A 26,487-nucleotide genomic window follows, 5' to 3' on the forward strand; every position below is an offset into this window, starting at 1 on the left:
TGTATGCGCGGCCCTCATAACAAGCCGGCCAGCGGGGAGAAGCGCCGTGCGACCTATGGCCGCTTGGCCATCGCCCGGGCGATGCCGCGCAGGATGTGGACTTCGGTGTCCTGCAGTTGGGCCCGGTTGAGCAGCTGCTGCAGGCGAGGCATCAGCTTCTTGGGCGCGTTGGGGTCCAGGAAACCGATGTCCACCAGCACCTGCTGCCAGTGGTCCAGCAGGCCGGCGATGGCGGTGCCGTCGGCGAGGGCGGGGTCGACGGTGCGCGGGGCGACGGCAAAGCCGCCCAGCGCCTGGCGCCAGTCATACGCGATCAACTGCACCGCCTGGGCGAGGTTGAGCGAGCCGTAATCGGGATGGGTGGGGATGCTCAGGCACGCATGGCAGGCATAGACCTCGTCGTTGCTCATGCCGAAGCGCTCGCTGCCGAACACGAAGGCCACACGCTGCGGCTGCCGCACCAGTTGAGCGAACAGCTCGCGCGGCGCGAAGGTCGGTGGCCCGAAATCGCGCGGCGTCATCGCCGTGGCGCAGGCGTAGCTCACGCCTTCGAGCGCCTGCGCCAAGGTGTCCACGATGCGTGCGCGCACCAGGATGTCGGCCGCACCGCTGGCCATCGCCACGGTTTCTTCGCGCGACAACACGTCGTCGAAACGCGGCTTCACCAGCACCAGGTCGGAAAAACCCATCACCTTCATGGCACGCGCCACCGAGCCCACGTTGCCCGGATGGCTGGTGTTGAGCAGGATGAAGCGGGTGGGGTCGCTGGCTTGCACGATGGCGCCGGGTAAAATCGGCATTATCGGCAGCGGGCCACCGCCGCCACGCTCTTTCCTCCCGTCGTCGCCGTTCTCTTTGCCTTCACAGCAGGTCGCCCCATGTCCCAAGCCCTGAACCCCATGCTCAACATCGCCATCAAGGCGGCACGCACGGCCGGTTCCATCATCAACCGGGCATCGCTGGACCTGGACATCCTCAAGATCAACACCAAGTCGCCCAACGACTTCGTGACCGAGGTGGACCAGGCGGCCGAGAACGCGATCATCGAGACCCTGCTCACCGCCTACCCCGGCCACGGCATCCTGGCCGAGGAATCGGGCCGCGAGCATGGCGCCAAGAACAGCGAATACGTCTGGATCATCGATCCGCTGGACGGCACCACCAACTTCATCCACGGCTTTCCGGTCTATGCGGTGTCCATCGCGCTGACCTACCGCGGCCAGGTGCAACAGGCGGTGGTGTACGACCCGTCGCGCAACGACCTGTTCTATGCCTCCAAGGGCCGGGGCGCGTTCCTGAACGACCGGCGCCTGCGCGTGTCCAAGCGCACCCGCATGTCCGACTCGCTCATCGGCACCGGTTTTCCCTTCCGCAAGGGCGACAATTTCAAGCGCTACGTGAAGATGTTCGAAGAGGTGATGCAGCAGTGCGCCGGCCTGCGCCGCCCGGGCGCCGCGGCGCTGGACCTCTGCTACGTGGCTGCGGGCTACTACGACGGCTTCTTCGAGACCGGCCTCAACCCCTGGGACGTGGCCGCCGGCTCGCTGATGATCACCGAGGCGGGTGGGTTGATCGGCAACTTCACCGGCGAAGCGGACTACCTGTTCCAGCGTGAGGTGGTGGCCGGCTCGCCCAAGATCTATGGCCAGCTCGTGCAGATCCTGTCGCCCTACACCCGCGTGATCAAGCAGGACGAGGAGCACCCGGCCGGCGCTGCGCCCGAGGGTTCGCCCGAGCAGGCGCTGGCCGCGGCCGTGCGCGGGGCCGACGCTGCGCCAGTGCCACAACCCGAAGAAAAGAAGCGGACGGCGGTGCGCATCCGCAAGGCCGACCTCTGACCTCACCGGGCTGACCCGATGAACAGCCCCGTGGAGCTCGGCGCGCACACGCCGGTCATGCAGCAGTACTTCCGCCTGAAGGCGGAGCACCCCGACGCGCTCGTGTTCTTCCGCATGGGCGACTTCTACGAGGTGTTCTACGACGACGCGCGCAAGTGCAACCGCCTGCTGGACATCACGCTCACCTCGCGCGGCCAGAGCGGTGGCGAGCCTGTCGTCATGGCCGGGGTGCCGGTGCACGCGCTGGAGGCCTACCTCGCCAAGCTGATCAAGCTGGGCGAGGCGGTGGCCATCGCCGAGCAGGTGGGCGACGTGGCGACGGCCAAGGGCCCGGTGGAGCGCAAGGTGGTGCGGGTGGTCACGCCTGGCACCGTCACCGACACCGAGCTGCTGTCGGACCGAGTGGATACCTTGCTGGTGGCGGTGCGGCGCCAGCGCGCCACCTGGGGCCTCGCCTGGCTGGGGCTGTCCAGCGGGCAGTTGGGCCTCACCGAATGCGGCGAGCGTGAGCTGCCCACCTGGCTGGCGCGGCTGGATGCGGCCGAGATACTGATCGACCGCGACGACGTGCCGGCGTGTGTGCAGCAAAGCGGCGCTGCCATCACGCATCGCCCGGCCTGGCAGTTCGACAGCTCCCTGGGCGCGCGCAAGCTGTGCGAACAGCTGCGTGTCGCGTCGCTGGCCGGCTTCAACGCGCAGGAGCTGGCCGCTGCCCATGCAGCCGCAGCGGCGCTGCTCAGCTTTGCCGAGCACACCCAGGCGCGCGCTCTCTCGCATGTGCGCAGCCTGGAGGTGGCCCGTGCCAACGAGCTGCTGGAGCTGCCGCCGGCCACGCACCGCAACCTGGAGCTCACCCGCACCCTGCGCGGCGAGGACAGCCCCACCCTGCTGTCGCTGCTCGACAGCTGCCGCACCGGCATGGGCAGCCGCGCGCTGCGCCACTGGCTCACACATCCCCTGCGGGCTCGCGACACGGCGCTTGCGCGCCACGACGCGATCGACGTGCTGCTGCGTGAAGGCTTCGCGCCGTTGCGCGAGGTGCTGCGCCATGTGAGCGACGTGGAGCGCATCGCCTCCCGCGTGGCCCTGCGCCAGGTGCGCCCTCGTGAGCTCGCCGGCCTGCGCAGCACCCTGCAGCAGCTGCCCGCCCTGCGCGCCAAGGCGCCGTCCGGCAGCCCGCTGCTCGACCAGCTGCACCAGGCCTTGCAGCCGGCGCCGCAGATCGCCGCGCTGCTGCAGCAGGCGATCGCCGAGGAGCCGTCGGTGCTGCTGCGCGAAGGCGGTGTCATCGCGCCGGGCTTCGACCCCGACCTGGACGAGCTGCGCGGCATCAGCCAGAACTGCGACGCCTTCCTGCTCGACCTGGAAACCCGCGAGCGCGCCCGCACCGGCATCGGCAACCTGCGGGTGCAATACAACAAGGTGCACGGCTTCTACATCGAGGTCACCGCCGGCCAGCTCGACCGGGTGCCCCTGGACTACCAGCGCCGCCAGACGCTGAAGAACGCCGAGCGCTTCATCACGCCGGAGCTCAAGGGCTTCGAGGACAAGGCGCTGTCAGCCCAGGAGCGGGCGCTGGGGCGCGAGAAGCTGCTGTTCGAGATGGTGCTGGACGAGCTGCAGCCGCATCTGCCGGCGCTGTCCGCCCTGGCGCGCGCGCTGGCCTCGCTGGATGCGTTGGCGGCCTTGGCCGAGCGCGCCGCCACGCTCAACTGGTGCCGGCCGCAGTTCGTGTCGCACCCCTGCATCGAGATCGAGGCCGGCCGCCACCCGGTGGTGGAAGCCCGGCTGCGCGAAACCGGCGCGGGCGAGTTCATGGCCAACGACTGCCGGCTCGATGCCAGAACCCGCATGCTGGTGATCACCGGCCCCAACATGGGCGGCAAGAGCACCTTCATGCGCCAGGTGGCGCTGATCTCTCTGCTGGGCGCCATGGGCAGCTTCGTGCCGGCGCGCAGCTGCCGCCTGGGGCCGATGGACGCCATCCACACCCGCATCGGCGCAGCCGACGACCTGGCCAACGCGCAGTCCACCTTCATGCTGGAGATGACGGAAGCGGCGGCCATCGTGCACGGCGCCACCGAGCAGTCGCTGGTGCTGATGGACGAGATCGGGCGCGGCACGTCCACCTTCGACGGCCTGGCGCTGGCCGGTGCGATCGCCGGTTACCTGCATGACCGCAACAAGGCCTTCACGCTGTTCGCCACGCACTACTTCGAGCTGACCGCCTTTCCGCAGAAGCACGAGCGAGCGCTCAACGTGCACGTGTCGGCGGCGGAAAGCGGCGACGACATCGTCTTCCTGCACGAGATCCAGCCCGGCCCTGCGAGCCGCAGCTATGGCGTGCAGGTCGCTCGACTGGCCGGCATGCCGGCCTCGCTGATTCGCCAGGCGCGCAACACGCTGGAGGCGCTGGAGCGCCAGCAGCAGGCAGGCGACCCGCAGGTGGACCTGTTCGCACCACCGCCTGCGCCCGCTGTTGCCGCGCCGGCGTCGCCGCTGGACGATGCGCTGGCGGTGATCGACCCCGACAAGCTGTCCCCGCGCGAAGCGCTGGAAGCGCTCTACCGGCTCAAGGCCCTGACCGGGGCCACCACCGAAAGGCAAGCATGACCTACTGCGTGGGTATCCGGCTCGATGCCGGCCTGGTGTTCATGTCCGACTCGCGCACCAACGCGGGCCTGGACCAGATCAGCACCTACCGCAAGATGATGGTCTACGAGAAGCCCGGCGACCGCTTCATGGTGCTACTGTCGGCCGGCAACCTGAGCATCAGCCAGTCGGTGCGCGAGATCCTGCAGGTGGAAAAGCTGGACAACGGCGACGAACCACCCATCACGATCTGGAACGCGAAGAGCATGTTCGACGCCGCCCGGGTGCTGGGCAACGCGGTGCGCCGGGTGTACGACCAGGACGGCAAGGCGCTCAAGGCCACCGGCGTGGACTTCAACGCCTCCATGATCTTCGGCGGCCAGATCCAGGGCGAGGCCATGCGCATGTTCCTCGTCTACTCGGCGGGCAACTTCATCGAGGCCACGCGCGAGACCTGCTACTTCCAGATCGGCGAATCCAAGTACGGCAAGCCCATCCTCGACCGCGTGGTCACGCCGCAGACGCCGCTGGACGAAGCCGCGAAGTGCGCCTTGATCTCGATGGACTCCACTTTGAAGTCCAACCTGTCGGTGGGCCTGCCGCTGGACCTGCTGGTGTACGAGGCGGGCACCTTCAAGACCAACCAGCTGGTCTGCATCGACGAAGGGAACCCCTACTTCAGCATGATCCGCGGCACCTGGGGCCAGCGCCTGAAGCAGGTGTTCGAGGACATCGAGGACCCGCGCTGGGACGGTGGCCACAGCGAATTCCCGCTGTGCGTGCCGTCGCCGCGCTACGAGCCGATGCGCAAGATCAGCAAACCCGACGAGAAGATCGTTTGAAACCCACCAAGACCCTCGTCTTCTCCCATGCCAACGGCTTTCCGGCGCGCACCTATGGCGTGCTCTTCGAGCGCTGGCGTGCCGCGGGCTACGCCGTGCATGCGGTGGACAAGTTCGGCCACGACCCGAAGTACCCGGTCACCAGCAACTGGCCCAAGCTGCGCGACCAGCTGATCGATTTCATCGACCGCGAGGTCGACGGCCCGGCTTACCTGGTAGGCCACTCGCTGGGCGGCATGCTGAGCCTGCTGGCTGCCTGCCGCCGGCCTGACCTGGCACAAGGCCTGGTGCTGCTGGACTCGCCGGTGATCACCGGCTGGCGCGCCCACAGCGTGCAGGTGGTCAAGGCCACCGGCCTGATGCACCGCATCTCCCCCGGGCGGGTGTCGCAGAGCCGCCGCCACGAGTGGCCGTCGCGTGAAGCCGCCCACCAGCACTATGCCGCCAAAAGCAAGTTCGCCCGCTGGGACCCGCGGGTGCTGAAGGACTACATCGACTGCGGCATCGACGAAACCAGCGGCAAGGCCGTGCTCGCTTTCCGGCGCGAGGTGGAAACCCGCATCTACAACACGCTGCCGCACCACCTGCCCGCGCTGCTGAAACGGCATCCGCCCAAGTGCCCGGTGGCGTTCATCGCGGGCACGCAGTCCGAAGAAGTGCGCCAGGGCGGGCTGGAGGCGTCGCGCCGGCTGGCGGGCGAACGCTTCGTCTGGATGGAAGGGTCGCACCTGTACCCGATGGAAAAGCCGGACGCGACCGCCGACGAAGTGCTGAAGCTGCTGGCTTCGATGTGAGCACCCCACCCCTATAATCACGCTTTACCACCACAGCGTTCTTGCAACAAAAGAACGCTGCATGACAATGACCAAGTTCGTCTTCGTCACCGGCGGCGTGGTGTCCTCTCTCGGCAAGGGCATTGCAGCGGCGTCTCTCGCCGCGATCCTCGAATCGCGCGGTCTCAAAGTCACCCTCATCAAGCTCGACCCGTACATCAACGTGGATCCGGGCACGATGTCGCCGTTCCAGCACGGCGAGGTGTTCGTCACCGACGACGGCGCGGAAACCGACCTCGACCTCGGCCACTACGAGCGCTTCGTCACCACGCGGATGAAGCGCCAGAACAACTTCACCACCGGCCAGATCTACAAGACCGTGCTGGAGAAGGAACGCCGCGGCGACTACCTCGGCAAGACGGTGCAGGTGATCCCGCACATCACCAACGAGATCCAGGACTACGTGCGCCGCGGCGCCGGCGTCGGCACGCCGGACGAGGCCCAGGTGGCCATCGTCGAAATCGGTGGCACGGTGGGCGACATCGAATCGCTGCCCTTCCTGGAAGCCGTGCGCCAGATGAGCCTGCGCCTGGGGCCGACGAACACCGCGTTCGTGCACCTCACCTACGTGCCCTGGATCGCCGCCGCCGGCGAGCTGAAGACCAAGCCCACCCAGCACACGGTGCAGAAGCTGCGCGAGATCGGCATCCAGCCGGACGCGCTGCTGTGCCGCGCCGACCGCCGCATCCCGGACGACGAGCGCGACAAGATCAGCCTGTTCACCAACGTGCTCACCACCGGCGTCATCTCGGTGTGGGACGCGGACACCATCTACAAGGTGCCGCGCATGCTGCACGAGCAGGGCCTGGACGAGCTGATCTGCATGAAGCTGCAGTTGCTCACCCGCCCCGCCGACCTCAAGCGCTGGGACCGCCTGGTGTACGAGGTGGAGCATCCGCAGCACGAGGTCACCATCGCCATGTGCGGCAAGTACACCGACCTGTCGGACTCGTACAAGTCGCTCAACGAAGCGCTCAAGCACGCCGGCATCCACAACCATGCCCGCGTGAACATCGAGTACGTCGATTCCGAGACGCTGAACGAAGGCAATGCCACCCAGCTGCTGGACAAGTACGACGCCATCCTGGTGCCGGGCGGCTTCGGCAAGCGCGGCGTGGAAGGCAAGATCTGCGCGGCCCGTTATGCCCGCGAGCACAAGATCCCTTACCTGGGCATCTGCCTGGGCATGCAGGTGGCCACCATCGAATACGCGCGCCACAAGGCCGGGCTGGACAACGCCAACAGCACCGAGTTCGACGAGAAGACGCCGCATCCGGTGATCGCGCTGATCGACGAATGGCAGGACCGCGACGGCAGCATCCAGAAACGGGACGCCAACTCGGACCTGGGCGGCACCATGCGCCTGGGCTCGCAGAGCTCCGACGTGAAGGCCGGCACCCTGGCGCACCAGATCTACGGCAGCGTGGTCACCGAGCGCCACCGCCACCGCTACGAGGCTAACGAGCATTACCTGCAGCGCCTGCAGGAAGCCGGCCTGGTCATCTCCGCCATCACCCAGCGCGAGAAGCTCACCGAGATGGTGGAGCTGCCGCAAAGCGAGCATCCCTGGTTCGTGGGCGTGCAGTTCCACCCGGAATTCAAGTCCACGCCCTGGGACGGCCATCCGCTGTTCATCAGCTACATCCGCGCGGCGCTGAACCGCCACATGGAACGCAGCGGCGGCAAGGCCGACGCCAAGGCCAAGGTCACCGCCTGAGAAGGAAGACAGACATGAAGTTGTGTGGTTTCGACGTCGGCCTGGACCGGCCCTTCTTCCTGATCGCCGGCCCCTGCGTCGTCGAGTCCGAACAACTGCAGATGGACGTGGCCGGGCGCCTGAAGGAGATCACCTCCGAACTCGGCATTCCGTTCATCTTCAAGTCCAGCTACGACAAGGCCAACCGCTCCTCGGGCACGTCCTTCCGCGGCCCGGGCCGTGACAAGGGCCTGCAGATCCTGGCCGCGGTGAAAAAGCAGATCGGCGTGCCGGTGCTCACCGACGTGCACAGCGAAGCCGAAGTGGAAGAAGTGGCGTCCGTGGTGGACGTGCTGCAGACCCCGGCCTTCCTGTGCCGCCAGACCGATTTCATCCGCGCCGTGGCCCAGAGCGGCAAGCCGGTGAACATCAAGAAGGGCCAGTTCCTCGCGCCGCACGACATGAAGAACGTGATCGACAAGGCCCGTGCCGCCGCGCGCGAAAAGGGCCTGCCGGAGGACAGCTTCATGGCCTGTGAGCGCGGCGCCAGCTTCGGCTACAACAACCTCGTGTCCGACATGCGCAGCCTCGCCATCATGCGCGAGACCGGTGCGCCGGTGGTGTTTGACGCCACCCATTCGGTGCAGTTGCCCGGCGGGCAAGGCACCAGCTCGGGCGGCCAGCGCGAGTTCGTGCCGGTGCTGTCGCGTGCCGCGGTGGCGGTCGGCATCGCCGGCCTCTTCACCGAGACCCATCCTGACCCCGCCAACGCACTGAGCGACGGCCCGAACGCCGTGCCGCTGAAGCACATGAAGGCGCTGCTGGAACAGCTGGTCGCCCTGGACCGGGTGATCAAGCAGCAGCCGCTGCTCGAGAACGACTTTTCCTGCTGAGCCCACGATGCCCGCTGCCTACATCATTGCCGACGTCACCGTCACCGACGCCGAGAAGATGGCCAACTACCGCGTCTGGTCCACCAAGGCCATGCAGGAGCACGGTGCCCAGGTGCTGGTGCGCGGCGGCGAGTTCGAGGTGCTGGAAGGCCCGTGGACGCCCAGCCGGCTGGTGGTGCTCAAGTTCCCCAGCCGCGAGCAGGCCAAGGCCTTCTACAACAGCCAGACCTACGCCCATGCCAAGACCCTGCGCGAAGGCGCCGGCGTGATGCGCATGATCGTGGTCGACGGCGTGGAATGAATCTGAAGCGCGCATGTAACGCCTTTCATGCACCATGCGCGGCTTTTGCGAATTGAGAAACCTTCAGGAGAAGACCCAGCATGAGTGCCATCGTTGACATCGTCGGCCGCGAGATCCTCGACAGCCGAGGCAACCCCACCATCGAATGCGACGTGCTGCTGGAAAGCGGCACCATGGGCCGCGCGGCCGTGCCTTCGGGCGCGTCCACCGGCTCGCGCGAAGCTATCGAGCTGCGTGACGGCGACAAGAGCCGCTACCTCGGCAAGGGCGTGCTCAAGGCGGTGGAGCACGTCAACACCGAGATTTCAGAAGCCGTGCTGGGCCTGGACGCCTCCGAGCAGGCCTTCCTGGACCGCACCCTGATCGACCTGGACGGCACCGAGAACAAGAGCCGCCTGGGTGCCAACGCGACGCTGGCGGTCTCCATGGCCGTGGCCCGCGCCGCGGCCGAAGAGTCCGGCCTGCCGCTGTACCGCTACTTCGGCGGCATGGGCGGCATGCAGATGCCCGTGCCGATGATGAACGTGATCAACGGCGGCGCCCACGCCAACAACACGCTGGACCTGCAGGAGCTGATGATCATCCCCGTGGGCGCGCCGACGTTCCGGGAGGCGGTGCGCTACGGCGCCGAGGTGTTCCATGCGCTGAAGAAGATCATCGACGGCCGCGGCATGAGCACCGCCGTGGGCGACGAAGGCGGCTTCGCGCCCAACGTGCAGAACCACGAAGCGGCGATCCAGCTGATCCTCGAGGCGATCGACAAGGCAGGCTACACGGCGGGTGAGCAGATCGCCATCGGCCTGGACTGCGCCGCCAGCGAGTTCTACAAAGACGGCCAGTACGTGCTGGAAGGCGAAGGCGGCCTGAAATTGAGCGCCCCGCAGTGGACCGACATCCTGGCCACCTGGTGCGACAAGTACCCGATCATCAGCATCGAGGACGGCATGGCCGAAGGCGACTGGGACGGCTGGAAGCACCTGACCGAGCGCCTGGGCAAGAACATCCAGCTGGTGGGCGACGACCTGTTCGTCACCAACACCAAGATCCTGCAGGAAGGCATCGACAAGCGCATCGCAAACTCGATCCTCATCAAGATCAACCAGATCGGCACGCTGACCGAAACCTTCGCCGCGATCGAGATGGCCAAGCGCGCGGGCTACACCGCCGTGATCAGCCACCGCTCGGGCGAGACGGAAGACAGCACCATCGCGGACATCGCGGTGGGCACCAACGCCGGCCAGATCAAAACCGGGTCCTTGAGCCGCAGCGACCGCATGGCCAAGTACAACCAGCTGCTGCGCATCGAGGAAGACCTGGGCGACGTGGCCACCTACCCTGGCCGCTCCACCTTCTACAACCTGCGCTGACTCCGGCAGCCCGCCGTGCGCCTGGTCACCCTGCTGCTGCTTGCGCTGCTGGGCTTCGTCCATGCCGAACTCTGGTTCGGCAAGGGCAGCCTGCCGCGGGTGGTGGCCTTGTCGGGCCAGGTGACGGAACAGAAGGCCAAGAACGAGCTCGCGCGCCAGCGCAACGAGCAGCTGGCCGCCGAGGTCAACGACCTCAAGGAAGGCCTGGAGATGGTGGAAGAGCGCGCCCGCGCCGAGCTGGGCATGATCAGGCCGGACGAGATCCTCGTCCAGGTCACCGCCCGCCGCTGAAGGCTGCGTGATGGATGCCCTGCTGCACACGCTGCAGCCACTGTTCGCGAGCGCGTTTTCCGTCTGGGGCAGCCCGGTCACCTGGCTGGAGATCGTGGCTTTCGTGCTCGCCTTGTGGATGGTGGTGTGCAACATGCGCGTCAACCCGCTGGGCTGGCCGCTGGCCATCGTGAGCTCGCTGCTGTACTGCCTGCTGTTCTGGAACAGCAAGCTGTATGGCGATGCCTCGCTGCAGATCTTCTTCGCGGTGGTTGCGCTGTGGGGCTGGTGGCAGTGGCTGCGCGGCACCGATGCGTCTGGCCATGCCCTGGCCGTTCGGTATCTGGGCGCAGCAGGCCGCTGGCGCCTGCTGCTGCTGACCCTGGCCGCCTGGCCTTTGCTGGGCCTGTTCCTGCACCGTTTCACCGACACCGACGTGGCGTGGTGGGACGCCTTCCCCACCGCCTTCAGCGTGGCCGGGCAATGGCTGCTGGGCCGCAAGTACGTGGAGAACTGGCCCACCTGGGTGCTGGTCAATACCGTGAGCGTGGGCCTGTTTGCCTACAAGGGCCTGTGGCTCACCGTGCTGCTCTACGGGCTGTTCGTGGTGATGTCGCTGGCCGGCTGGCGCGCGTGGCAAAGCAAGGCCACGGCATGACGCCCGGCGTGTGCATCGCCATCGTGGGAGCGGAAAGCACCGGCAAGACCGCGTTGGCCGGTGCCTTGTGCGAGCGCATCGCGCAGGCCACCGGCCTGCGCTGCACCTGGATCAGCGAGCTGTTGCGCGACTGGTGCGACAGCCACCACCGCACACCACGCGCCGACGAACAGCTGGCCATTGCCCAGGGCCAGGCGCAGCGGGTGCGCAGCGCTGCCGATCATTTCGATGTCGTGATCGCCGACACCACACCGCTGATGACGGCGGTGTACAGCGAGATGCTGTTTGCGGATGCCTCGCTGTACGGCATGGCGCTGGCGCACCAGCAGACCTATGCCCTCACCCTGCTGACCGCGCTGGACCTGCCCTGGGTGCCCGACGGCCTGCAGCGCGACGGCCCGCATGTGCGCGAGCCGGTGGACCGCGCAGTGCGCAGCGCGCTGGTGCGCGCCGGCGTGGCCTGGAGCGTGGTGTCGGGCACCGGCGCCGCGCGGCTGGAGTGCGCACTGGACGCGGTCACGCCGCTGCTGCTGCGCGCACCCGCACCTCAAGCCGGCCTCTTCACCCGCCTGCGCGAGCGCGAGGCGGCGCAGCCGGCCTGGCAGTGGGTGTGCGACAAATGCGACGTGCCCGAATGCGAGCACGCCGCGCTGCGGCCCTGAGCCCGGCTGCCTCCTTCACACCAACGTAGCGCCCACGCTCCAGCGGAGGGCACAGGCCCTGCAGGCTACTGCACCGCCCCGCTGCCAGGCGGCTGGTTGCCCGGCGGCGTGAACAGCTCCCCCACGTCCACCGGGTCGAAGTGGTACTGCTGGCCGCAGAACTCGCAGCCGATCTCGACCTCGCCGCGTTCCGCGACCACGCTGTCGATCTCCTCGCGGCCCAGGCCCTTGAGCATCTGGCCCACGCGCTCGCGCGAGCAGGTGCATGCAAAGTGCGGGGTCTGCGGCTCGAAGCGGATCAGCGGCTCCTCCCAGAACAGCCGGTGCAGGATGGTCTCCACGTCCAGCTCCAGCAGCTCTTCCTGCGTGAGCGTTGCAGCCAGGTGCGCCACGCGGTTGAAGCCTTCGCTCAGGCCGATGTCATCTTCATTGCGGCGGCCTTCGAGGTTGCCTTCGCCTTCGATCGGCAGGCGCTGGATCAGCAGCCCGGCGGCCACCTGGTCGTTGGCCGCCAGCACCAGCCGGGTGTCCAGCTGCTCGGACTGCAGCATGTAGTGCTCCAGCACCTGGGCCAGCTCCTGCAGCGGCTCGCGGTGGTCGCCGTGCAGCGGCACCACGCCCTGGTAGGCCTGCTGGCCCGGCTTCTTGTCCTTGGGGTCCAGCGTGATCGCGCAGCGGCCCTTGCCGTGCACATTGAGCATGGCTTCCAGCTGCGCCGTGGGCTTGACCTCGCCCACCACCTTGGCGGTGGTGCGAAAGCTCAGGTCCGGCTGCACCTCGGCCACCGCCAGCTTGACCGGCCCGTCGCCGAACACCTGCAGCACCAGCGCGCCGTTGAACTTGATGTTGGACTGCATCAGCACGCCCGCGGCCGCCATCTCGCCCAGCAGCGCGCGCACCGGCGCCGGAAAGGGGCCCGCCGCCTCGCGGCGCTTGAGCACGTCCTGCCAGGCGTCGGTCAGGCGCACCAGCATGCCGCGCACCGGCAGGCCATCGAAAAGGAATTTGTGGAGTTCGCTCACCCGTGTCACCTTGGGGCTGGTGGCCCCGGTTCAAGCCTCAACCGATCTTGCGCAGCCCGGCGGCAAAGCGCCTGGCATTGGCGGCATAGTGCCGGGCGCTCAGCGCCAGGCGCTCGATCTGCTCCGGCGACAGCTGGCGCACCACGCGGGCCGGCGAGCCCATGATCAGCGAGCCGTCGGGGAATTCCCTGCCTTCGGTCACCAGCGAGCCGGCGCCCACCAGGCAATTGCGGCCTATCTTCGCGCCATTGAGCACCACCGACTGGATGCCGATGAGCGAGTTGTCACCAATGGTGCAGCCGTGCAGCATGACCTGGTGGCCCACGGTGACGTTCTCGCCGATCACCAGCTCGATGCCGGCGTCGGTGTGCAGCACGCTGCCGTCCTGCACATTCGAGCCGCGCCCGATGTGCAGCCAGTCAGTGTCACCACGCGCCACGGTGTTGAACCAGATGCTCGCCTCTTCGCCGAGCGCCACCTTGCCGATCACGCTGGCGCTGTCGGCCACCCAGGCCGACGACGCGATGCGGGGCGTGTCGTCCCCGAGTTGGTAGATGGCCATGGCGCGGTCCGAGAAAGCAGTGGAGCCCATAATTCTAGGGATGGAGCTTCGACAGCGCGCGCTCGAGGTGTTGTGCCTGGCCGACCCCACCGCCAAGGCGGATGCGGCGCTGGCCTTGCAGGCCGCCGCCCGCGGAGGGGCGCCCCTGAACCCCACCGCAGCAATGCCCGCCCCCGCGCTCCTGCCCGGCCGCCCGGCGCGCCCCGCGCTGGTGCCGCCCGACCAGGTGCCGCGCCGCTCGCCGTTCACGCCGGAAGGCCGGGCCGCGCTGCTGCACGCCGTGGCCCACATCGAGTTCAACGCGATCAACCTGGCGCTGGACGCCGTGTGGCGTTTTCCGGGCATGCCCGATGCCTACTACTTCGACTGGCTGCGGGTGGCGGGTGAAGAGGCGCTGCACTTCACCCTGCTGCGAGAGCACCTGCGCAGCCTGCAGCACGACTACGGCGACTTCGACGCACACGACGGACTCTGGGCCATGACGGACAAGACCCGGCACGACATCGTGGCGCGCATGGCCCTGGTGCCCCGCACGCTGGAGGCCCGCGGCCTGGACGCCACGCCACCGATGCAGGCGAAGTTCGCCAAGGCCGGCGACCAGCGCGCAGTAGAGATCCTGGCCATCATCCTGCGCGACGAGATCGGCCATGTCGCGGTGGGCAACCGCTGGTACGCCTGGCTGTGCAAGCGCGACGGGCTCGATCCGGTGCAGCACTACCGCACCCTGGCTGAACGCCATGGCGCGCCCCGACTCAAACCCCCCTTCAACCGCCCTGCCCGCCTGGCCGCCGGCTTCAGCGAGGCAGAGCTGGCCACTCTGCAGGACACAGCCAACCCATGAGAGTCTTTGTCGCAGGATTCCAGCACGAGACCAACACTTTCGCCCCCACCAAAGCCGACTGGGCTGCCTTCCAGGCCGGCGCCGGCTACCCCGCCGTGTCACGCGGCGAGGCGATGCTCGAGCTCATCGGGCCGAGCAGCCTGCCGATGGGCGGCTTCATCCGCAGCGCACGCGAGCGCGGCTGGACGCTGCTGCCGTCGATCTGGGCCGGCGCATCGCCCTCCGCCCATGTGACCAAGGACGCCTTCGAGCGCATCAGCGCCGCGGCGATCGAGGACTTGCAGCGCGGTGGCTTCGACGCCGTGTACCTCGACCTGCATGGCGCCGCCGTGGCCGAGCACCTGGACGATGCCGAGGGCGAGTTGCTGGCGCGCATCCGCGAGGTGATCGGCCCGCAGATGCCGCTGGTGGCCAGCCTGGACCTGCATGCCAACGTCACCGAACGCATGCTGCGCCTGGCCACGGCGATGACCGCCTTCCGGACCTATCCCCACGTGGACATGGCGGAGACCGGCATGCGCGCGGCCGCCATGCTGGCCGCCCTGCACGCGGGCGCGCACTGGAGCACGCGGCACCTGCGCATTCCCTTCCTGCTGCCGCTGAACGCGCAGTGCACCCTGATGGAGCCGGCCGCCAGCGTGATGACGCGGCTGGCCGCGCTGGAGGCGCAGCATGGCGTGATGCTCAGCTGCGCCATGGGCTTCCCGGCCGCTGATTTCCCCGAGTGCGGGCCCGTGGTCTTTGGCCATGGGCCCGATGCCGACGCCGTGCAGCTTGCCGTGAACGCGCTCGCGGAGCAGATCGTCGCGCAGCGCGCCCAGTGGTCGCTGGACCTGCGCGCCCCGCGTGAAGCGGTCAACGAAGCGCTGGCGCTGGCGGAGCAGTCCGAAGGGCCGGTCGTCATCGCCGACACCCAGGACAACCCCGGTGCGGGCGGTGATGCCAACACCACCGGCATGCTGCATGCGGTGCTGGCCGCCGGCGCCGGCCAGCGCTGGCCCGGCCGGGTGGCACTGGGCCTGCTGCACGATGCGCAGGCCGCGGCCACCGCATCGGCCGGCGGACCGGGTGCGCTGCTGGAGCTGCGCCTGGGGCAAGCGGTGCCCACCTACGCCGGCGGGCTGAGCGACCCGCCGCTGCGCTGCCGCTGCGTGGTGCGGGCGGTGAGCGACGGCGTGGTGCCGCTGCATGGGCCGATGACGGCCGGCAGCACCGCGCGCCTGGGGCCCAGCGCCTGCGTGGACATCGACGGCGTGCTGGTGCTCATCACCTCAGCCAAGTGCCAGATGCTGGACCTGGACCTCTACCGCTTCCTCGGCGTTCAGCCCGAACGCATGAAGATCCTGGTGAACAAGAGCTCGGTGCACTTCCGCGCCGCCTTCGGCCCGATCGCCTCGCACATCCTGGTGGCCAAGGCGCCGGGGCCGATGGCGGCGGACCCGGCCGACCTGCCGTGGCGGCGGCTGCCGTCGCAGATCGCACGCCGGCCTTGAGGGCAACGGCTCAGGCCCAGCCGCCGCCGAGGGCCCGGTACAGCGACACCTGGTTCGACAGGCGCGTCAGCCGCACGGCGATCAGCGCCTGCTGGGCCGCCACCATCTCGCGCTGCGCATCCAGCACTTCGAGGTAGCTCAGCGCACCCTGCCGGAAGCGGATCTCCGACAGCCGGAAGGTCTGCGCCGTGGCGGCCACCAGCGACTGCTGTGCCTCCAGTTGTTCGCCGAGCGTGCTGCGCACGGCGAGCGCATCGGCCACCTCGCGGAAGGCGCGCTGGACGGCGCCTTCGTACTGCGCCAGGGCGATCGCGCGCTCGGCGTCCGCCACCTCCGCCGCAGCCTGGCGGCGGCCACCCTCGAAGATCGGCAGCGTGACCTGTGGCAGGAAGGCCCACGCGCCCGCGCCTGCCCGGAACAGGTCGGCCAGTGCAGCGCTGGCCACCCCGCCGCTGGCGGTGAGCGTGATGCTGGGGAAGAAGGCCGCACGCGCGGCACCGATCTGCGCATGGGCCGCCTGCAGCCGGTGCTCGGCGCCCCGGATGTCGGGCCGGCGCTGCAGCACCTGCGACGGCAGACCCGCCGGCAACGCGTCCAGCGTGGCCACCGGCGCCAGCGAATCGGGCAGCAGCTCAGGTGGCAGCGGCGCACCCACCAGCAGCGCCAACGCGTTTTCTGCCTGCGCCGCCTGCGCGGTGAAACGCGCGAGGTCGCCACGGGCCGCGTCCACCGTGGTCTGCGCGCGGCTCAGGTCGAGCTGCGAAGCGACGCCCGACTCCACGCGGCGCTGGATGAGCGTGTAGGCGCTGCGCTGGTTGTCCAGCGTCTCGCGGGCCAGCCGCTGGCGCTCACGGTCGGCGGCGAGCGCGAGGTAGGCATTCGCCACTTCGGCCACCAGGCTGATCTGCGCGCTGTGCCGCGCCTGCTCGGTGGCCAGGTACTCCTGCAGCCCGGCCTCGTTCAGGCTGCGCACGCGGCCGAAGAAGTCGAGTTCATAGCCGCTGATGCCCACGCCTGCGTCGTAGCGGTGCGTGGTTTCGGCACGTCCGCTGGGGGTGAGGCTGCCGGGCGTGCGCTGCGCGGTAGCGCCCGCACCAACCGCCACCGTCGGCAGCCGGTCGGCGCGTTCGATGCGGTACAGCGCCCGCGCGCGTTCGATGTTGAGCGCGGCCACCCGCAGGTCGCGGTTGTGCTCGAGCGCCTGGCCGATCAGCGTGCGCAGCCGCTCGTCGCTGAAGAACTGCTGCCAGCTGCGCTCGGCCACGGCGTCGGGCGATGCTGCGGTGGCTGCAGATGGCGCTGGCCAGGCCTGCGGCACAGGCGCCGCAGGGCGCTGGTAGTCCGGCGCGAGGCTGGTACAGCCCGCCAGCACCAGCGCGGCGGCCAGCAACGAAAGTGTTTTCATCTCTGTGCTCCTTTGGCTCAGGCCGGCAGCGCGGCAAGGTGCGCGCCGGCGTCCGCCGTGTGCGCCTCTGCCGCCGTGCCCCGGCGGTCCTTGGCGATCAGCATGTAGAACACCGGCACCACCACCAGCGTGAACACCGTGCCGATCACCATGCCGCTGACCAGCACCGTGCCGATGCTGTTGCGTGCCTGGGCGCCCGGGCCGGACACCAGCACCAGCGGCAGGTGGCCGAACACCGTGGCGGCCGAGGTCATCAGCACCGGCCGCAGGCGGGTGAGCGCCGCCTCGCGCAAGGCCGCCAGCTTGGCGAGCCCGCGCTCCTGCAAGGTGTTGGCGAACTCGACGATCAGGATGCCGTTCTTGGCGATCAGGCCCACCAGCGTGATCAGGCCCACCTGCGAGTAAATGTTGATGGTGGTCAGGTCCAGGAAGCTGAACACCAGCGCACCGGAAATGGCCAGCGGCACCGAACCCAGCAGCACGATCAGCGGATCGCGGAAGCTCTTGAACTGCGCCGCCAGCACCAGGTAGATGAGCACCAGGCTGAAGCCCAGCGTCACGGCCAGCGCCGAGCCCTCGTGGCGGATCTGGCGCGATTCGCCGGCATGGTCCAGCACCACGCGGTCGCCACCGGCCGCGCGCGCGGCATCCTCCAGCACACGCAGGCCCTCCTCCTTGGTGACACCCGGCGCGACGCCGCCGAACACCTTGAGCGCATTGCGCTGCTGGAAGCGGTTGAGCGTGCGCGGTGCCGCGCTGGTTTCCACGCGCGCGAAGGTGGACACCGGCACCAGCGCACCTGCGGGCGTCTTGATCTTCAGGTCCAGCAGCGGTGCGATCGAGGCGCGGCCTTCGTCGCCGATCTGCGGGATGACCTTGTAGCTGCGGTCGAACCAGTTGAAGCGGTTGACGTGGCTGCCGCCCAGCAGCGTGCCCAGCTCGCGGCCCACGCCGGCGAGGTCCAGGCCCAGGTCGGCGATGCGCTCGCGGTCCAGCACCACGCGCGCCTCCGGCAGGTCGAGCTTCAGGTCGGTGTCCACGTAGAGGAACTTGCCGCTCTTCATGCCGGCCTCGATCACGCGCGACACGATCGCCAGCTGCTGCTCAGGCGGGTCGTCACTCTGCAGCACCAGCTCCACGTCGTACTGTCCCGGTGTGGGCAGCGGCGGATCCAGGCGCGGGAACACACGCAGGCCCGGCACCTGCGAGACGGCGCCGTAGACCTCGCCGTACATCGCCTCGGTGGAGCGGCTGCGCTGCTGCCAGTCCTTCACCACGATGCCGCCGAAGCCGCCCCAGTTGGCCGTGAGCGACCAGGTGAACTCGGTCTCGGGGAAGGCGCGCACCGCCTTCACCACGTCGAGATGATCGCGCTTGGTGGCGGCCAGCGACGAATCGGGCGAGGCTTCGTAGTACAGGCTGATGTGGCGCTGGTCTTCCACCGGCGCCAGCTCCTGGCGCGAGAAGACATACAGCGGGTAGGCCGCCACCGCGATCAGCAGCGCCGCCAGCACGATGGCCGCACGCAGGCCGAGCACCACGTCGAGCACGCGGCCGTAGCCAGCCCGCACCCGGTCGAACTGACGGTTCACCCACACGGTCAGGCGCGTCTGGTGGCCGCCCTCGTGCACGAAGTGCGCGCTCATCACCGGCGACAAGGTCACCGCGACGATGCCGGACACCACCACGGCGGCCGCCAGCGTGATCGCGAACTCGAGGAACAGCGCGCCAGTCAAGCCGCTCTGGATGCCGATGGGCGCATACACCGCGGCCAGCGTGATCGTCATTGCCACGATGGGGCCGAACAGCTCGCGGGCGCCGGCCAGCGCCGCCTCCATGCGGGTCTTGCCTTCGCGCACGTGGCGTTCCACGTTCTCCACTACCACGATGGCGTCGTCCACCACCAGCCCCACCGACAGCACGATCGCCAGGATGGTGAGCAGGTTCAGGCTGAAGCCGAAGGCGTACATCACCGCGCCGGCGCCGATCAGGGACACCGGCATGGCCACCAGCGGCACCAGCGCCGTGCGGGCAGAGCCGAGGAAGAGGAAGACCACCAGCGCGACGATGGCCACGGTTTCCGCCAACGTCTTGCTGATCTCCTTGAGCGCGTCGCGCATGAACATCGTGCCGTCCCAGACCAGGCGCATCTCGATGTCCTTGGGCAGCGTCGGTTCGATCTCCGCCATCTTGGCGCGCAGGCCGTCGGCCACCTCCAGCTCGTTGGCGCCGGGCACCGGCCAGATGCCGAGGTACACCGCCTCCTGGTCGTTGTAGCGGGCGGCGAGCTGCGCCTCTTCGGCACCCAGCTCCACACGCGCCACGTCGGCCAGCCGAACCACCGCGCCCTGCCGCTCGGCCACGATGAGCTGGCGGAACTCCTCCACCGAGCGCAGGTCGGTGTTGGCCAGCACGTTCACCTGCACCTGGTCATTGCGCGTCTGGCCCACCGCGGCCAGGTAGTTGTTGCGCTGCAGGGCCGCCTGAACGTCGCCCGGCGTGAGGCCCAGGGCCGCCAGGCGGTCGGGGTCGATCCACACCCGCATCGCGAGGTTGCGGCCACCCTCGTTGTTGGTGACACGCTGCACACCGTCGATGGTGGCCAGCCGCGGCTGCACATTGCGCACCAGGTAGTCGGTGATGGCCGAAACGCTGCGCTCCTTGGAGGCGAAGCTGAGATAGAAGGTGCCATACGGCCGGTCGGCCCGCTGCACCTCCACCGCAGGCGGCTCGGCTTCACCGGGGAGCTCGGAACGCACCTGCTGCAGCCGGGCTGTCACCTCCGCGAGCGCCGCGGTCGAACTGTGGTTGAGCTTCAGGCGCACGGTGACGGTGCTCACGCCGGCGCGGCTGCTGGACTCCACATGGTCCACGCCGCCGATGGCCGAGACCGCGCGCTCGATCGGCGTGGTGAGGAAGCCGCGCACCGTCTCGGCGCTGGCGCCGGTGTAGACGGTGGTGATGACGACGGAACTGCTTTCGAGGTTGGGGTACTGCTGCACCGGCAGGGTGGCCAGCGCCCGCCAGCCCACGAGCGCGATGACCATGTTCACCACCACGGCGAGCACCGGGTGGCGGATGAAAAGATCGGTGATGGAAGAGCGCATGGCTTGCTCCTTCAGCCGCCGGTGGCCGCACCGGCCTTGGCCGACGTGCGTGTGGGCGCTGGCGCCACCGCCACGAGGGCGGTGTCGCGCAGCTTGAACGAGCCCGAAGCGGCGACCTGCTCGCCGGCTGCGAGGCCACCGGTCACCAGCACTTCGTCGCCCAGCGCGGCGCCCACCTGCACCGGGCGCTGATGCGCGCGCAGCTGCTTGTCGGCACCGGCGGCGAGCACGAACACATGGTCGCCGGCCGGCCCCTTGCGCAGCGCGGTCGCCGGGATGGCCACCGCGGCCGCCGGCTGGCCCACCGCCACGCTCACACGCATCGATGAGCCGGGCACCGGCAGCACCGCGCTGGCGGCAGCCTCCTTGCCCAGCTGGATGCGCGCACGCACCGTGCTGTTGCGCGTGGCGGGATCGACCTTCGCGTCCACCGCGGCAATGCGGGCGGCGATCGGTGCTGCGGCGCGGCCCGCCTCGGCAGCGGCGAACACGTCCACCCGGTCGCCCGGCTTCAGGGCCGCGGCCACCGCCTGGGGCACCGCAAAGTCCACATGCAGTGCCTCGTCCACGCTTTGCAAGGTGGTGATCTCCGTGCCCTCCTGCAGGTACTGCCCAGGGTGCAGGTTGGCCAGCCCCACGCGGGCGCGGAAGGGCACGCGGATCAGCTTGCGCGCGATCACGGCCTCGGTGCGGGCCACCTGCGCTGCAGCCACGTCGCGCTCGGCGCGCGCCTTGTCCAGGTCGATCTCGGAGATGGCGTCGAAGCCGCGCAGCGCCTCCAGCCGCTTCAGCGTGGCGTTGGCCAGGCCCAGCTGGGCCTGCTGCGCCTTCAGGTCCGCCTGTTCCACCGACACGTCCAGCGCCACCAGCACGCTGCCGGCATCCACGATGGCGCCCGGCTGCAGGTTGACCTGGCGCACGGTGCCGGCGATCTCGTTGCGCAGCGTCACCGAGCGCAGCGCCAGCACGGTGCCGATCGCGCTGGTGGCGCCGCGATGTTCGCGCGCCACCGCGGTGGCGGCGGAAACGGCTTCGGCCGGTTCCGCCTGCGCGGCACCGGCCCCTGCAGCCGGGTCGGCGCCGAACTTCCATGCGGCCAGCGCGCCGCCGATGCCGACAAGCGCCGTCAGCAGGACGGCCGATCGGAACACGTTGTTCATGGGTTGCTCCTTCAGGTTCGGTTGCGCCGGCATCCAGGCCAGCACATGGGGCGCAACGCTACCGTCCAGCCGGTCGGTTGTCAACCGACCAGACGGTCGGTACCGTCCGGTCGGTCAATCTATGCGGCGTGAAGCCGACGCGCCACCGAGCGCGCCGCAGCGCAGCAGCACCGCGACAACCGCCCGCGAACCCGCGCGCCGGCGTGGCGCCGGCGCGTCAGGACACCCGACGGTCAGCAGGGGAAAGACAGGGGAAGCGAGGGAAACCAGCGCGGCACGCAGGCCGGCCGGGGGCTCAGCGCTTGCGCGCGGCGGCGGGGGCCTTCTTCGCAACGGTGCGACGGCCGGCGGCCGTCTTGCTGCCGGCGCCGGCGCTGCGCCCGCGGGGTGCGGGCTTGGCGTCGTCGAGGATCTTCTCGAGTGCCTTGCGCACACGAACGATCATGGTCTGGTCCACCTGCACCAGGCCGAGCACCCAGTACAGCCACAGGCCGTCGATGGCGGCGGCCACGACCTCGCCCACGCCTTCGGGCAGATCGTCCTCCGCCACGCGGCCGTGCAGCTCGGCATAGGCGTCACGCATGGGCGCCAGGAGCTGCGGGTTGTGGGCCAGCGCCGAGAAGGTGGCGGCCGAGCCGCGCTGGCAGGTGACGCACCACTCGTCGAGGTCGCGCAGGTTGGCCGCCAGCAGCCCGCGGGCCATGCGGCCGGGGCCCTCTTCCGCCTGCTCGTAGGCCTGGGCGTTGTGCCCGCGGATCGCGCCGGCGGTGCGCTTGACCAGCGCGTCGACCAGGCGGTCCTTGCTGGGAAAGTGGTGCAACAGCCCCCCCTTGCTGACCTTGGCCTCGGCGGCCACGGCGTCCAGCGTGAGGCTGGCGATGCCGTCGCGCACGATCACGGCTTCCGCCGCATCGAGCAGCGCATCCACGCGCGATGTGCTGGCGTCAGGGCTGGGCGGCGGGACCAGCGGTCCGCTGAACGGGCTGGTGGACATGGGTGCAGACTAACCGTCCGGTCGGTCGGTTGTCAATGGCAACCGACCGACCGGCTCGGGCATGGCCCGGCGGGGCCTCAGAAGGAGTAGCGGCCCATCAGGTCAAAGCGGGACAGGTCGCCCTTGTCGACGTTGTTGTCCGCGTCGGCAAAGCTCTTGCGCTGGCCCCACACGTACTCCGCACCGAGCTCGACGTTCTTGATCGGCGAGTAGATGAAGTTCACGTGCAGCTGGCGCAGGGTGCGGTTGCCGATGTCCTGCGCCGTCTTGGCCTTGTTCGCGCCAAACGCCACGGTGCCGCGCAGCTGGTCGGTGAAGGTCTTGGCGTAGCCCACCACCAGGCCCATGTTGTGGTCGAAGGTGATGGCGCCGGTGTCCGGGTCGATGGCATAGCCGTTGGAGCCGTACATCTGGTCGAAGTCGCCGTCCACGCGCGCGAACTGCGCCATCAGCAGGTCCTTGTCGGTGATCTTGAAGCTGCCGCCGATGCCAAGGCCATAACCGCGCTTGGTGGTGGTGGCCGAGCGCTTCTCGTGCACCAGGCCGCGCACGTTCACCGCGCCCCAGTCGAAGCTCTTGTCCACGCGGGCCACGAACTGCGGCAGGCGCTCGTTGGCGCTGCCGTTGCCGAACTGGTCTTCCGGATCCTCCAGCGCCACCGTGAACTTGGCTACCTTGGGGTCGCTGTAGGTGTAGCGCACCATGGTGCGGCGCGAGAACGGCGCGCCGATCGGGCCGTTGAAGTCCACCGTCTCGGGCAGGTCGTCCAGGTCCATGAAGGTGGACCAGGTCTGGCCGACCAGGAAGCCGGCGTATTCACCGTAGGCATGGCGCAGGCGCAGGCGGTTGCGGTTGCCCGAGCCGTAGGAATAGAAGTCGGCTTCCAGCTTGGTGTTGAAGGTGCCGTACTGCGTGGGCGTTGAGCTCTCGAACCCGAAGCGCGAGGTTTCGGCGGTGAACTTGGTGCGGCCCTTCTGCCCTTCGGACGGCTGGAACTGCAGGTTGGTGGAGTTGTCCGGCGGCGACCAGCGGCCGAAGTCGTGGATGGCATGCGCCTCGGCGTAACCGTAGATGCGCATCGAGGTTTCCGAGCCCGGCAGGCGGAAGCCGCCGCCGATGTCGCCGGCCACCACCGCGTCCTTCTGCTTGATCTCGACCTGCTCGATGCGGTCGCCCCAGTTGGTGCTGTCGGCCGGTGCGGCCGGGGCGGTGGCGCCCTTCTGCTGCTTGAGCGCATTGATCTCCTGGCGCAGCTGCTTGATCTCGTTGCGCAGCTCCTCCAGCTCCTTGCTGGACTGCGCCTGGGCGGGAACCGTGCCCAGCACGGCGAGGCCGGCGGCCAGTGCGACGAGGGTCTTGTTCATCATGGCTTCTCTCTCCTTGGGGGTTGTTCGTTCGAGGGGCGGGTTTGAATGGGTCAATGCACGATCTGGCCGAGGAAGGCCCGGATGCGCGGGTTGTCCTGCGCATCGAAAAACTGTGCCGGCGGCGCGTCGTAGGCGATGCAGCCCTTGTCGACAAACAGGATGCGGTCGCCCACCTCGCGGGCAAAGCCCATCTCGTGGGTGACCACCAGCATGGTCATGCCGCTCTTGGCGAGCTGCTTCATCACGTCCAGCACTTCCTTCACCATCTCCGGGTCCAGGGCGGAGGTGGGCTCGTCGAACAGCATCACGCGGGGCTGCATCGCCAGGCTGCGGGCAATGGCCACGCGCTGCTGCTGGCCGCCCGACAGCGCGAACGGATGCTTGTGGGCATGCGCCTTCAGGCCCACGCGGTCGAGCAGCTCCATCGCCTTGGCATCGGCCTCCTCGCGCTTCATCTTGCGCACCCGGCGCGGCGCGAGGGTCACGTTCTCCAGCACGCTCAGGTGCGGGAACAGGTTGAACTGCTGGAACACCATGCCGACCTCGGCACGCAGCTTGTCCAGCTGCTTGGCATCGTCGTTCACCTCGATGCCGTCGACCACGATGCGGCCGCTGTCGTAGGTTTCCAGGCGGTTGAGCATGCGCAGCAAGGTGCTCTTGCCGGAGCCCGAAGCGCCGATGATCACGGTGACTTCACCCGCATTGAAATGCGTGGTCACGTCGCGCAGCACATGGTGCGGGCCGAAGTGCTTGTTGACCCGCTCGACCGTGATCAATGGCGAACCAGCCTGAGCGCCGGGCCGCCCCAAGCTCGGGCTGGAGCCCCCCTGGGGGGCGGACGCCGGTACTCCGGCGGATGGGGGCACCGTCATGCCAGTTTTCCTTCGATGTCGTAGCGGCGCTCGATGGCGTCGGAGATCTGCGTCATCACGGTGGTGAGCACGAGGTAGATGATGGCGGTGGCGATGAAAACCGGCACCGCCTGGAACGAGGTGGACTTCACCTGCGAGCCGGCGTTGGTGAGCTCCACCACGCCGATGGTGAAGGCCAGCGACGAATCCTTCAGCAAGGCCACCACGTTGTTCACCAGCGGCGGCAGCGCGATCTTGAAGGCCTGCGGGAAGGTGATGTCGACAAACGTGTACCAGCGGCTCAGGCCGAGCGAGCGCGCCGCTTCCACCTGGCCCTTGGGCACGGCGAGCAGGCCGGAGCGAATGGCCTCGGCGTTGTAGGCGCCGACGTTGAGCGCCAGCGCCACGCAGGCGGCGGTGAACTCGTCCATGCGCAGCACCGGGTGGATCTCCGGCAGCGCGAAGTACACGAACAGCACCTGCACCAGCAGCGGCGTACCGCGCATCACCCACACATAGGCGCCGGCGATCCAGCGCAGCGGCGGCACCCGCGACACCTTGCCCAGCGCGGCCAGCACGCCGAGCAGCACGCCTATCACGCCGGACACCAGCGTGAGCTGCACCGTGACGCGGGTGCCTTCGGCGAACAGCTGCGCGTTGTTGCCGATCGGGTGCGGCGCCCACGACAAGGGCGTGGCGATCAGCCACAGGATGAGCAGCAGCAGCACGCTGGCCGACACCATCGTGGCACTGCTGCGCTGCTGGCGGCTCCATTGAGCCGGCCAGGGGGACAAGAGACGTTGCATGGTGGCAAGTCCAGGAGGGCGGGAAGGGGCGAAACCCAGGCGCCAACGCTGACGCTGGCGTGCGGACTCCGGAGGGCCCCCGCCTGAAGCGGCAGGGGCGGTCGGACCTAGGAAGCTCAGCCGCTCACTTGCAGCGGATGTCCTCGTTGAACCACTTCTTCGAGATGGCGGCGTAGCTGCCGTCGGCCTGGATGGCGGCCAGCGCCTTGTTCACCTCGGCAGCCAGCGAGGTGTTGCCCTTGGCCACTGCGGACGCGATGCGCTCGATGAACAGGAAGTCGCCGATCTTCATGCCGGAGCCGGGGTTGGCGTCCAGCGCCTGCTTGGCCACGAAGCGGTCGGTCACCCAGGCATCGACGCGGCCGCTGGCCAGCGCGGCACGGGCGTCGGTGTCCTGCGGGAAGTTCTTGATCTCCTTCACGTTGGAGACCTTCTTGACGTTTTCGAGGTAGGTGGTGCCGGTCTGCACCGAGATCACCTTGCCGGAGAGGTCCTTCGCGGCGTGGATGGCCGGGTCCTTCGCCACGATGACGCCACCCGAGCAGTAGTGCGGCTCGGTGAATGTGACGGCCTTGGCGCGCTCTTCGGTGATGCCGTGGGAGGCGATCACCATGTCCCAGCGGTCCTGACGCAGGCCGGTGAGCAGCGCATCGAAGCTGAGCGCCTTCCACTCGACCTTGACGCCCATCTTGGCGGCCACCGCCTCCGCCACTTCCACCTCGAAGCCGGTCAGCTTGGCGCCCTGGAAGTAGTTGAAGGGCGCGAACTGGCCCTCGGTGGCGATGATGATCTTGCCGTCCTTCTTGACCTCGTCGAAGGTGCGCGCTTGCGCGCCCAGGCACAGGGCGGTGGCCGCCAGGGCGAGCGTGAGGCTCTTGGAGATCGACTTCAGCAGCTTCATGGACACAGTCCTTTCAAAGGAACTTC

24 protein-coding genes are annotated in these 26,487 nt (G+C 68.7%); 13 read left to right on the top strand and 11 right to left on the bottom strand.

Annotated elements, in window-relative coordinates; genetic code table 11:
- Positions 1–53 precede the first annotated feature (53 nt).
- The gene (locus tag VPH43_RS12325) at positions 54–800 is read right to left on the bottom strand and encodes an RNA methyltransferase (protein WP_328578002.1); all 747 of its coding nucleotides are present in this window, start codon (positions 798–800) and stop codon (positions 54–56) included.
- Between the two features lie 78 nt (positions 801–878).
- On the opposite strand from VPH43_RS12325, the gene VPH43_RS12330 reads away from it, so the two are divergent.
- From VPH43_RS12330 to VPH43_RS12380, 11 genes are all read left to right on the top strand, one after another.
- Entirely contained in the window at positions 879–1,838 is a 960-nt protein-coding gene (locus VPH43_RS12330) for an inositol monophosphatase family protein (protein ID WP_328578003.1), read from the top strand.
- 18 nt (positions 1,839–1,856) lie between these two features.
- A complete protein-coding gene (gene mutS, locus VPH43_RS12335; protein WP_328578004.1) occupies positions 1,857–4,451 on the top strand; it encodes a DNA mismatch repair protein MutS in 2,595 nt (864 codons plus the stop codon).
- Positions 4,448–5,272, top strand: a complete 825-nt coding sequence (locus VPH43_RS12340) for a proteasome-type protease (protein WP_328578005.1) — start codon at positions 4,448–4,450, stop codon at positions 5,270–5,272. The genes mutS and VPH43_RS12340 overlap by 4 nt, the downstream gene beginning before the upstream one ends.
- Complete coding sequence (locus VPH43_RS12345; RefSeq protein WP_328578006.1) at positions 5,269–6,066, top strand: alpha/beta fold hydrolase; 798 nt, start codon at positions 5,269–5,271, stop codon at positions 6,064–6,066. The genes VPH43_RS12340 and VPH43_RS12345 overlap by 4 nt, the downstream gene beginning before the upstream one ends.
- A gap of 67 nt (positions 6,067–6,133) precedes the next feature.
- On the top strand, positions 6,134–7,822 hold the full coding sequence (locus VPH43_RS12350) for a CTP synthase (protein WP_328578252.1): 1,689 nt from the start codon (positions 6,134–6,136) through the stop codon (positions 7,820–7,822).
- Positions 7,823–7,836: 14 nt separating this feature from the next.
- Positions 7,837–8,694, top strand: coding sequence for a 3-deoxy-8-phosphooctulonate synthase (kdsA, locus tag VPH43_RS12355; protein WP_328578007.1), 858 nt, complete (start codon positions 7,837–7,839; stop codon positions 8,692–8,694).
- Positions 8,695–8,701: 7 nt separating this feature from the next.
- Positions 8,702–8,995 carry a DUF1330 domain-containing protein gene (locus tag VPH43_RS12360; RefSeq protein WP_328578008.1) on the top strand — a complete coding sequence of 98 codons (294 nt, stop codon included), beginning with the start codon at positions 8,702–8,704 and terminating at the stop codon, positions 8,993–8,995.
- An 80-nt stretch (positions 8,996–9,075) separates the two neighbouring features.
- Positions 9,076–10,362, top strand: a complete 1,287-nt coding sequence (gene eno, locus VPH43_RS12365) for a phosphopyruvate hydratase (RefSeq protein ID WP_328578009.1) — start codon at positions 9,076–9,078, stop codon at positions 10,360–10,362.
- A gap of 15 nt (positions 10,363–10,377) precedes the next feature.
- Complete coding sequence (gene ftsB / locus VPH43_RS12370; RefSeq protein ID WP_328578010.1) at positions 10,378–10,653, top strand: cell division protein FtsB; 276 nt, start codon at positions 10,378–10,380, stop codon at positions 10,651–10,653.
- Positions 10,654–10,663: 10 nt separating this feature from the next.
- Positions 10,664–11,290 (top strand): nicotinamide riboside transporter PnuC, encoded by a 627-nt coding sequence (pnuC, locus tag VPH43_RS12375; protein WP_328578011.1) that lies wholly within the window; start codon positions 10,664–10,666, stop codon positions 11,288–11,290.
- Entirely contained in the window at positions 11,266–11,952 is a 687-nt protein-coding gene (locus VPH43_RS12380) for an ATP-binding protein (RefSeq protein WP_328578012.1), read from the top strand. Before pnuC ends, VPH43_RS12380 begins: the two co-directional genes overlap by 25 nt.
- A 65-nt stretch (positions 11,953–12,017) precedes the next feature.
- Here the strand turns inward: VPH43_RS12380 and hslO are convergent, their stop codons facing one another.
- On the bottom strand, positions 12,018–12,974 hold the full coding sequence (hslO, locus tag VPH43_RS12385) for an Hsp33 family molecular chaperone HslO (RefSeq protein ID WP_328578013.1): 957 nt from the start codon (positions 12,972–12,974) through the stop codon (positions 12,018–12,020).
- A 37-nt stretch (positions 12,975–13,011) separates the two neighbouring features.
- Positions 13,012–13,536, bottom strand: a complete 525-nt coding sequence (locus VPH43_RS12390) for a gamma carbonic anhydrase family protein (protein WP_328578014.1) — start codon at positions 13,534–13,536, stop codon at positions 13,012–13,014.
- Positions 13,537–13,576: 40 nt separating this feature from the next.
- Here VPH43_RS12390 and VPH43_RS12395 point away from each other — a divergent pair, with 40 nt between their 5' ends.
- Both VPH43_RS12395 and VPH43_RS12400 read left to right on the top strand, forming a co-directional pair.
- Positions 13,577–14,377, top strand: coding sequence for a ferritin-like domain-containing protein (locus tag VPH43_RS12395; RefSeq protein WP_328578015.1), 801 nt, complete (start codon positions 13,577–13,579; stop codon positions 14,375–14,377).
- Positions 14,374–15,870 carry a M81 family metallopeptidase gene (locus VPH43_RS12400; protein WP_328578016.1) on the top strand — a complete coding sequence of 499 codons (1,497 nt, stop codon included), beginning with the start codon at positions 14,374–14,376 and terminating at the stop codon, positions 15,868–15,870. Before VPH43_RS12395 ends, VPH43_RS12400 begins: the two co-directional genes overlap by 4 nt.
- Before the next feature lie 10 nt (positions 15,871–15,880).
- Here VPH43_RS12400 and adeC read toward each other — a convergent pair whose 3' ends face one another.
- The 8 genes from adeC to VPH43_RS12440 all read right to left on the bottom strand — a co-directional run bounded on the left by adeC (position 15,881) and on the right by VPH43_RS12440 (position 26,461).
- Complete coding sequence (gene adeC, locus VPH43_RS12405; RefSeq protein WP_328578017.1) at positions 15,881–17,275, bottom strand: AdeC/AdeK/OprM family multidrug efflux complex outer membrane factor; 1,395 nt, start codon at positions 17,273–17,275, stop codon at positions 15,881–15,883.
- Positions 17,276–17,292: 17 nt separating this feature from the next.
- Entirely contained in the window at positions 17,293–20,382 is a 3,090-nt protein-coding gene (locus VPH43_RS12410; protein WP_328578018.1) for an efflux RND transporter permease subunit, read from the bottom strand.
- An 11-nt stretch (positions 20,383–20,393) separates the two neighbouring features.
- Positions 20,394–21,542 carry an efflux RND transporter periplasmic adaptor subunit gene (locus tag VPH43_RS12415; RefSeq protein ID WP_328578019.1) on the bottom strand — a complete coding sequence of 383 codons (1,149 nt, stop codon included), beginning with the start codon at positions 21,540–21,542 and terminating at the stop codon, positions 20,394–20,396.
- A 295-nt stretch (positions 21,543–21,837) separates the two neighbouring features.
- Entirely contained in the window at positions 21,838–22,536 is a 699-nt protein-coding gene (locus tag VPH43_RS12420; RefSeq protein WP_328578020.1) for a TetR/AcrR family transcriptional regulator, read from the bottom strand.
- A gap of 77 nt (positions 22,537–22,613) precedes the next feature.
- Entirely contained in the window at positions 22,614–23,903 is a 1,290-nt protein-coding gene (locus VPH43_RS12425) for a DcaP family trimeric outer membrane transporter (RefSeq protein ID WP_328578021.1), read from the bottom strand.
- 50 nt (positions 23,904–23,953) lie between these two features.
- Positions 23,954–24,679, bottom strand: a complete 726-nt coding sequence (locus VPH43_RS12430; protein ID WP_328578022.1) for an amino acid ABC transporter ATP-binding protein — start codon at positions 24,677–24,679, stop codon at positions 23,954–23,956.
- A 92-nt stretch (positions 24,680–24,771) separates the two neighbouring features.
- The gene (locus tag VPH43_RS12435; protein ID WP_328578023.1) at positions 24,772–25,560 is read right to left on the bottom strand and encodes an amino acid ABC transporter permease; all 789 of its coding nucleotides are present in this window, start codon (positions 25,558–25,560) and stop codon (positions 24,772–24,774) included.
- Positions 25,561–25,684: 124 nt separating this feature from the next.
- Positions 25,685–26,461: an ABC transporter substrate-binding protein gene (locus tag VPH43_RS12440; protein WP_328578024.1), complete on the bottom strand. Its 777-nt coding sequence runs from the start codon at positions 26,459–26,461 to the stop codon at positions 25,685–25,687.
- Positions 26,462–26,487: the final 26 nt, after the last annotated feature.

This window comes from Ideonella sp. BN130291, assembly GCF_036231905.1.
GTDB lineage: Bacteria > Pseudomonadota > Gammaproteobacteria > Burkholderiales > Burkholderiaceae_C > CAMLIZ01.

Excerpts from the sequence above, each read along its gene's own strand:
- VPH43_RS12440 (WP_328578024.1), bottom strand. The coding sequence starts at position 26,461 with ATGAAGCTGCTGAAGTCGATCTCCAAGAGCCTCACGCTCGCCCTGGCG.
- mutS (WP_328578004.1), top strand. The coding sequence starts at position 1,857 with ATGAACAGCCCCGTGGAGCTCGGCGCGCACACGCCGGTCATGCAGCAG.
- VPH43_RS12400 (WP_328578016.1), top strand. The coding sequence starts at position 14,374 with ATGAGAGTCTTTGTCGCAGGATTCCAGCACGAGACCAACACTTTCGCC.
- eno (WP_328578009.1), top strand. The coding sequence starts at position 9,076 with ATGAGTGCCATCGTTGACATCGTCGGCCGCGAGATCCTCGACAGCCGA.
- VPH43_RS12420 (WP_328578020.1), bottom strand. The coding sequence starts at position 22,536 with ATGTCCACCAGCCCGTTCAGCGGACCGCTGGTCCCGCCGCCCAGCCCT.
- VPH43_RS12360 (WP_328578008.1), top strand. The coding sequence starts at position 8,702 with ATGCCCGCTGCCTACATCATTGCCGACGTCACCGTCACCGACGCCGAG.
- VPH43_RS12340 (WP_328578005.1), top strand. The coding sequence starts at position 4,448 with ATGACCTACTGCGTGGGTATCCGGCTCGATGCCGGCCTGGTGTTCATG.
- pnuC (WP_328578011.1), top strand. The coding sequence starts at position 10,664 with ATGGATGCCCTGCTGCACACGCTGCAGCCACTGTTCGCGAGCGCGTTT.
- VPH43_RS12390 (WP_328578014.1), bottom strand. The coding sequence starts at position 13,536 with ATGGCCATCTACCAACTCGGGGACGACACGCCCCGCATCGCGTCGTCG.
- VPH43_RS12395 (WP_328578015.1), top strand. The coding sequence starts at position 13,577 with ATGGAGCTTCGACAGCGCGCGCTCGAGGTGTTGTGCCTGGCCGACCCC.
- VPH43_RS12435 (WP_328578023.1), bottom strand. The coding sequence starts at position 25,560 with ATGCAACGTCTCTTGTCCCCCTGGCCGGCTCAATGGAGCCGCCAGCAG.
- VPH43_RS12425 (WP_328578021.1), bottom strand. The coding sequence starts at position 23,903 with ATGATGAACAAGACCCTCGTCGCACTGGCCGCCGGCCTCGCCGTGCTG.
- VPH43_RS12325 (WP_328578002.1), bottom strand. The coding sequence starts at position 800 with ATGCCGATTTTACCCGGCGCCATCGTGCAAGCCAGCGACCCCACCCGC.
- VPH43_RS12350 (WP_328578252.1), top strand. The coding sequence starts at position 6,134 with ATGACCAAGTTCGTCTTCGTCACCGGCGGCGTGGTGTCCTCTCTCGGC.
- VPH43_RS12330 (WP_328578003.1), top strand. The coding sequence starts at position 879 with ATGTCCCAAGCCCTGAACCCCATGCTCAACATCGCCATCAAGGCGGCA.
- VPH43_RS12410 (WP_328578018.1), bottom strand. The coding sequence starts at position 20,382 with ATGCGCTCTTCCATCACCGATCTTTTCATCCGCCACCCGGTGCTCGCC.
- adeC (WP_328578017.1), bottom strand. The coding sequence starts at position 17,275 with ATGAAAACACTTTCGTTGCTGGCCGCCGCGCTGGTGCTGGCGGGCTGT.
- VPH43_RS12415 (WP_328578019.1), bottom strand. The coding sequence starts at position 21,542 with ATGAACAACGTGTTCCGATCGGCCGTCCTGCTGACGGCGCTTGTCGGC.
- kdsA (WP_328578007.1), top strand. The coding sequence starts at position 7,837 with ATGAAGTTGTGTGGTTTCGACGTCGGCCTGGACCGGCCCTTCTTCCTG.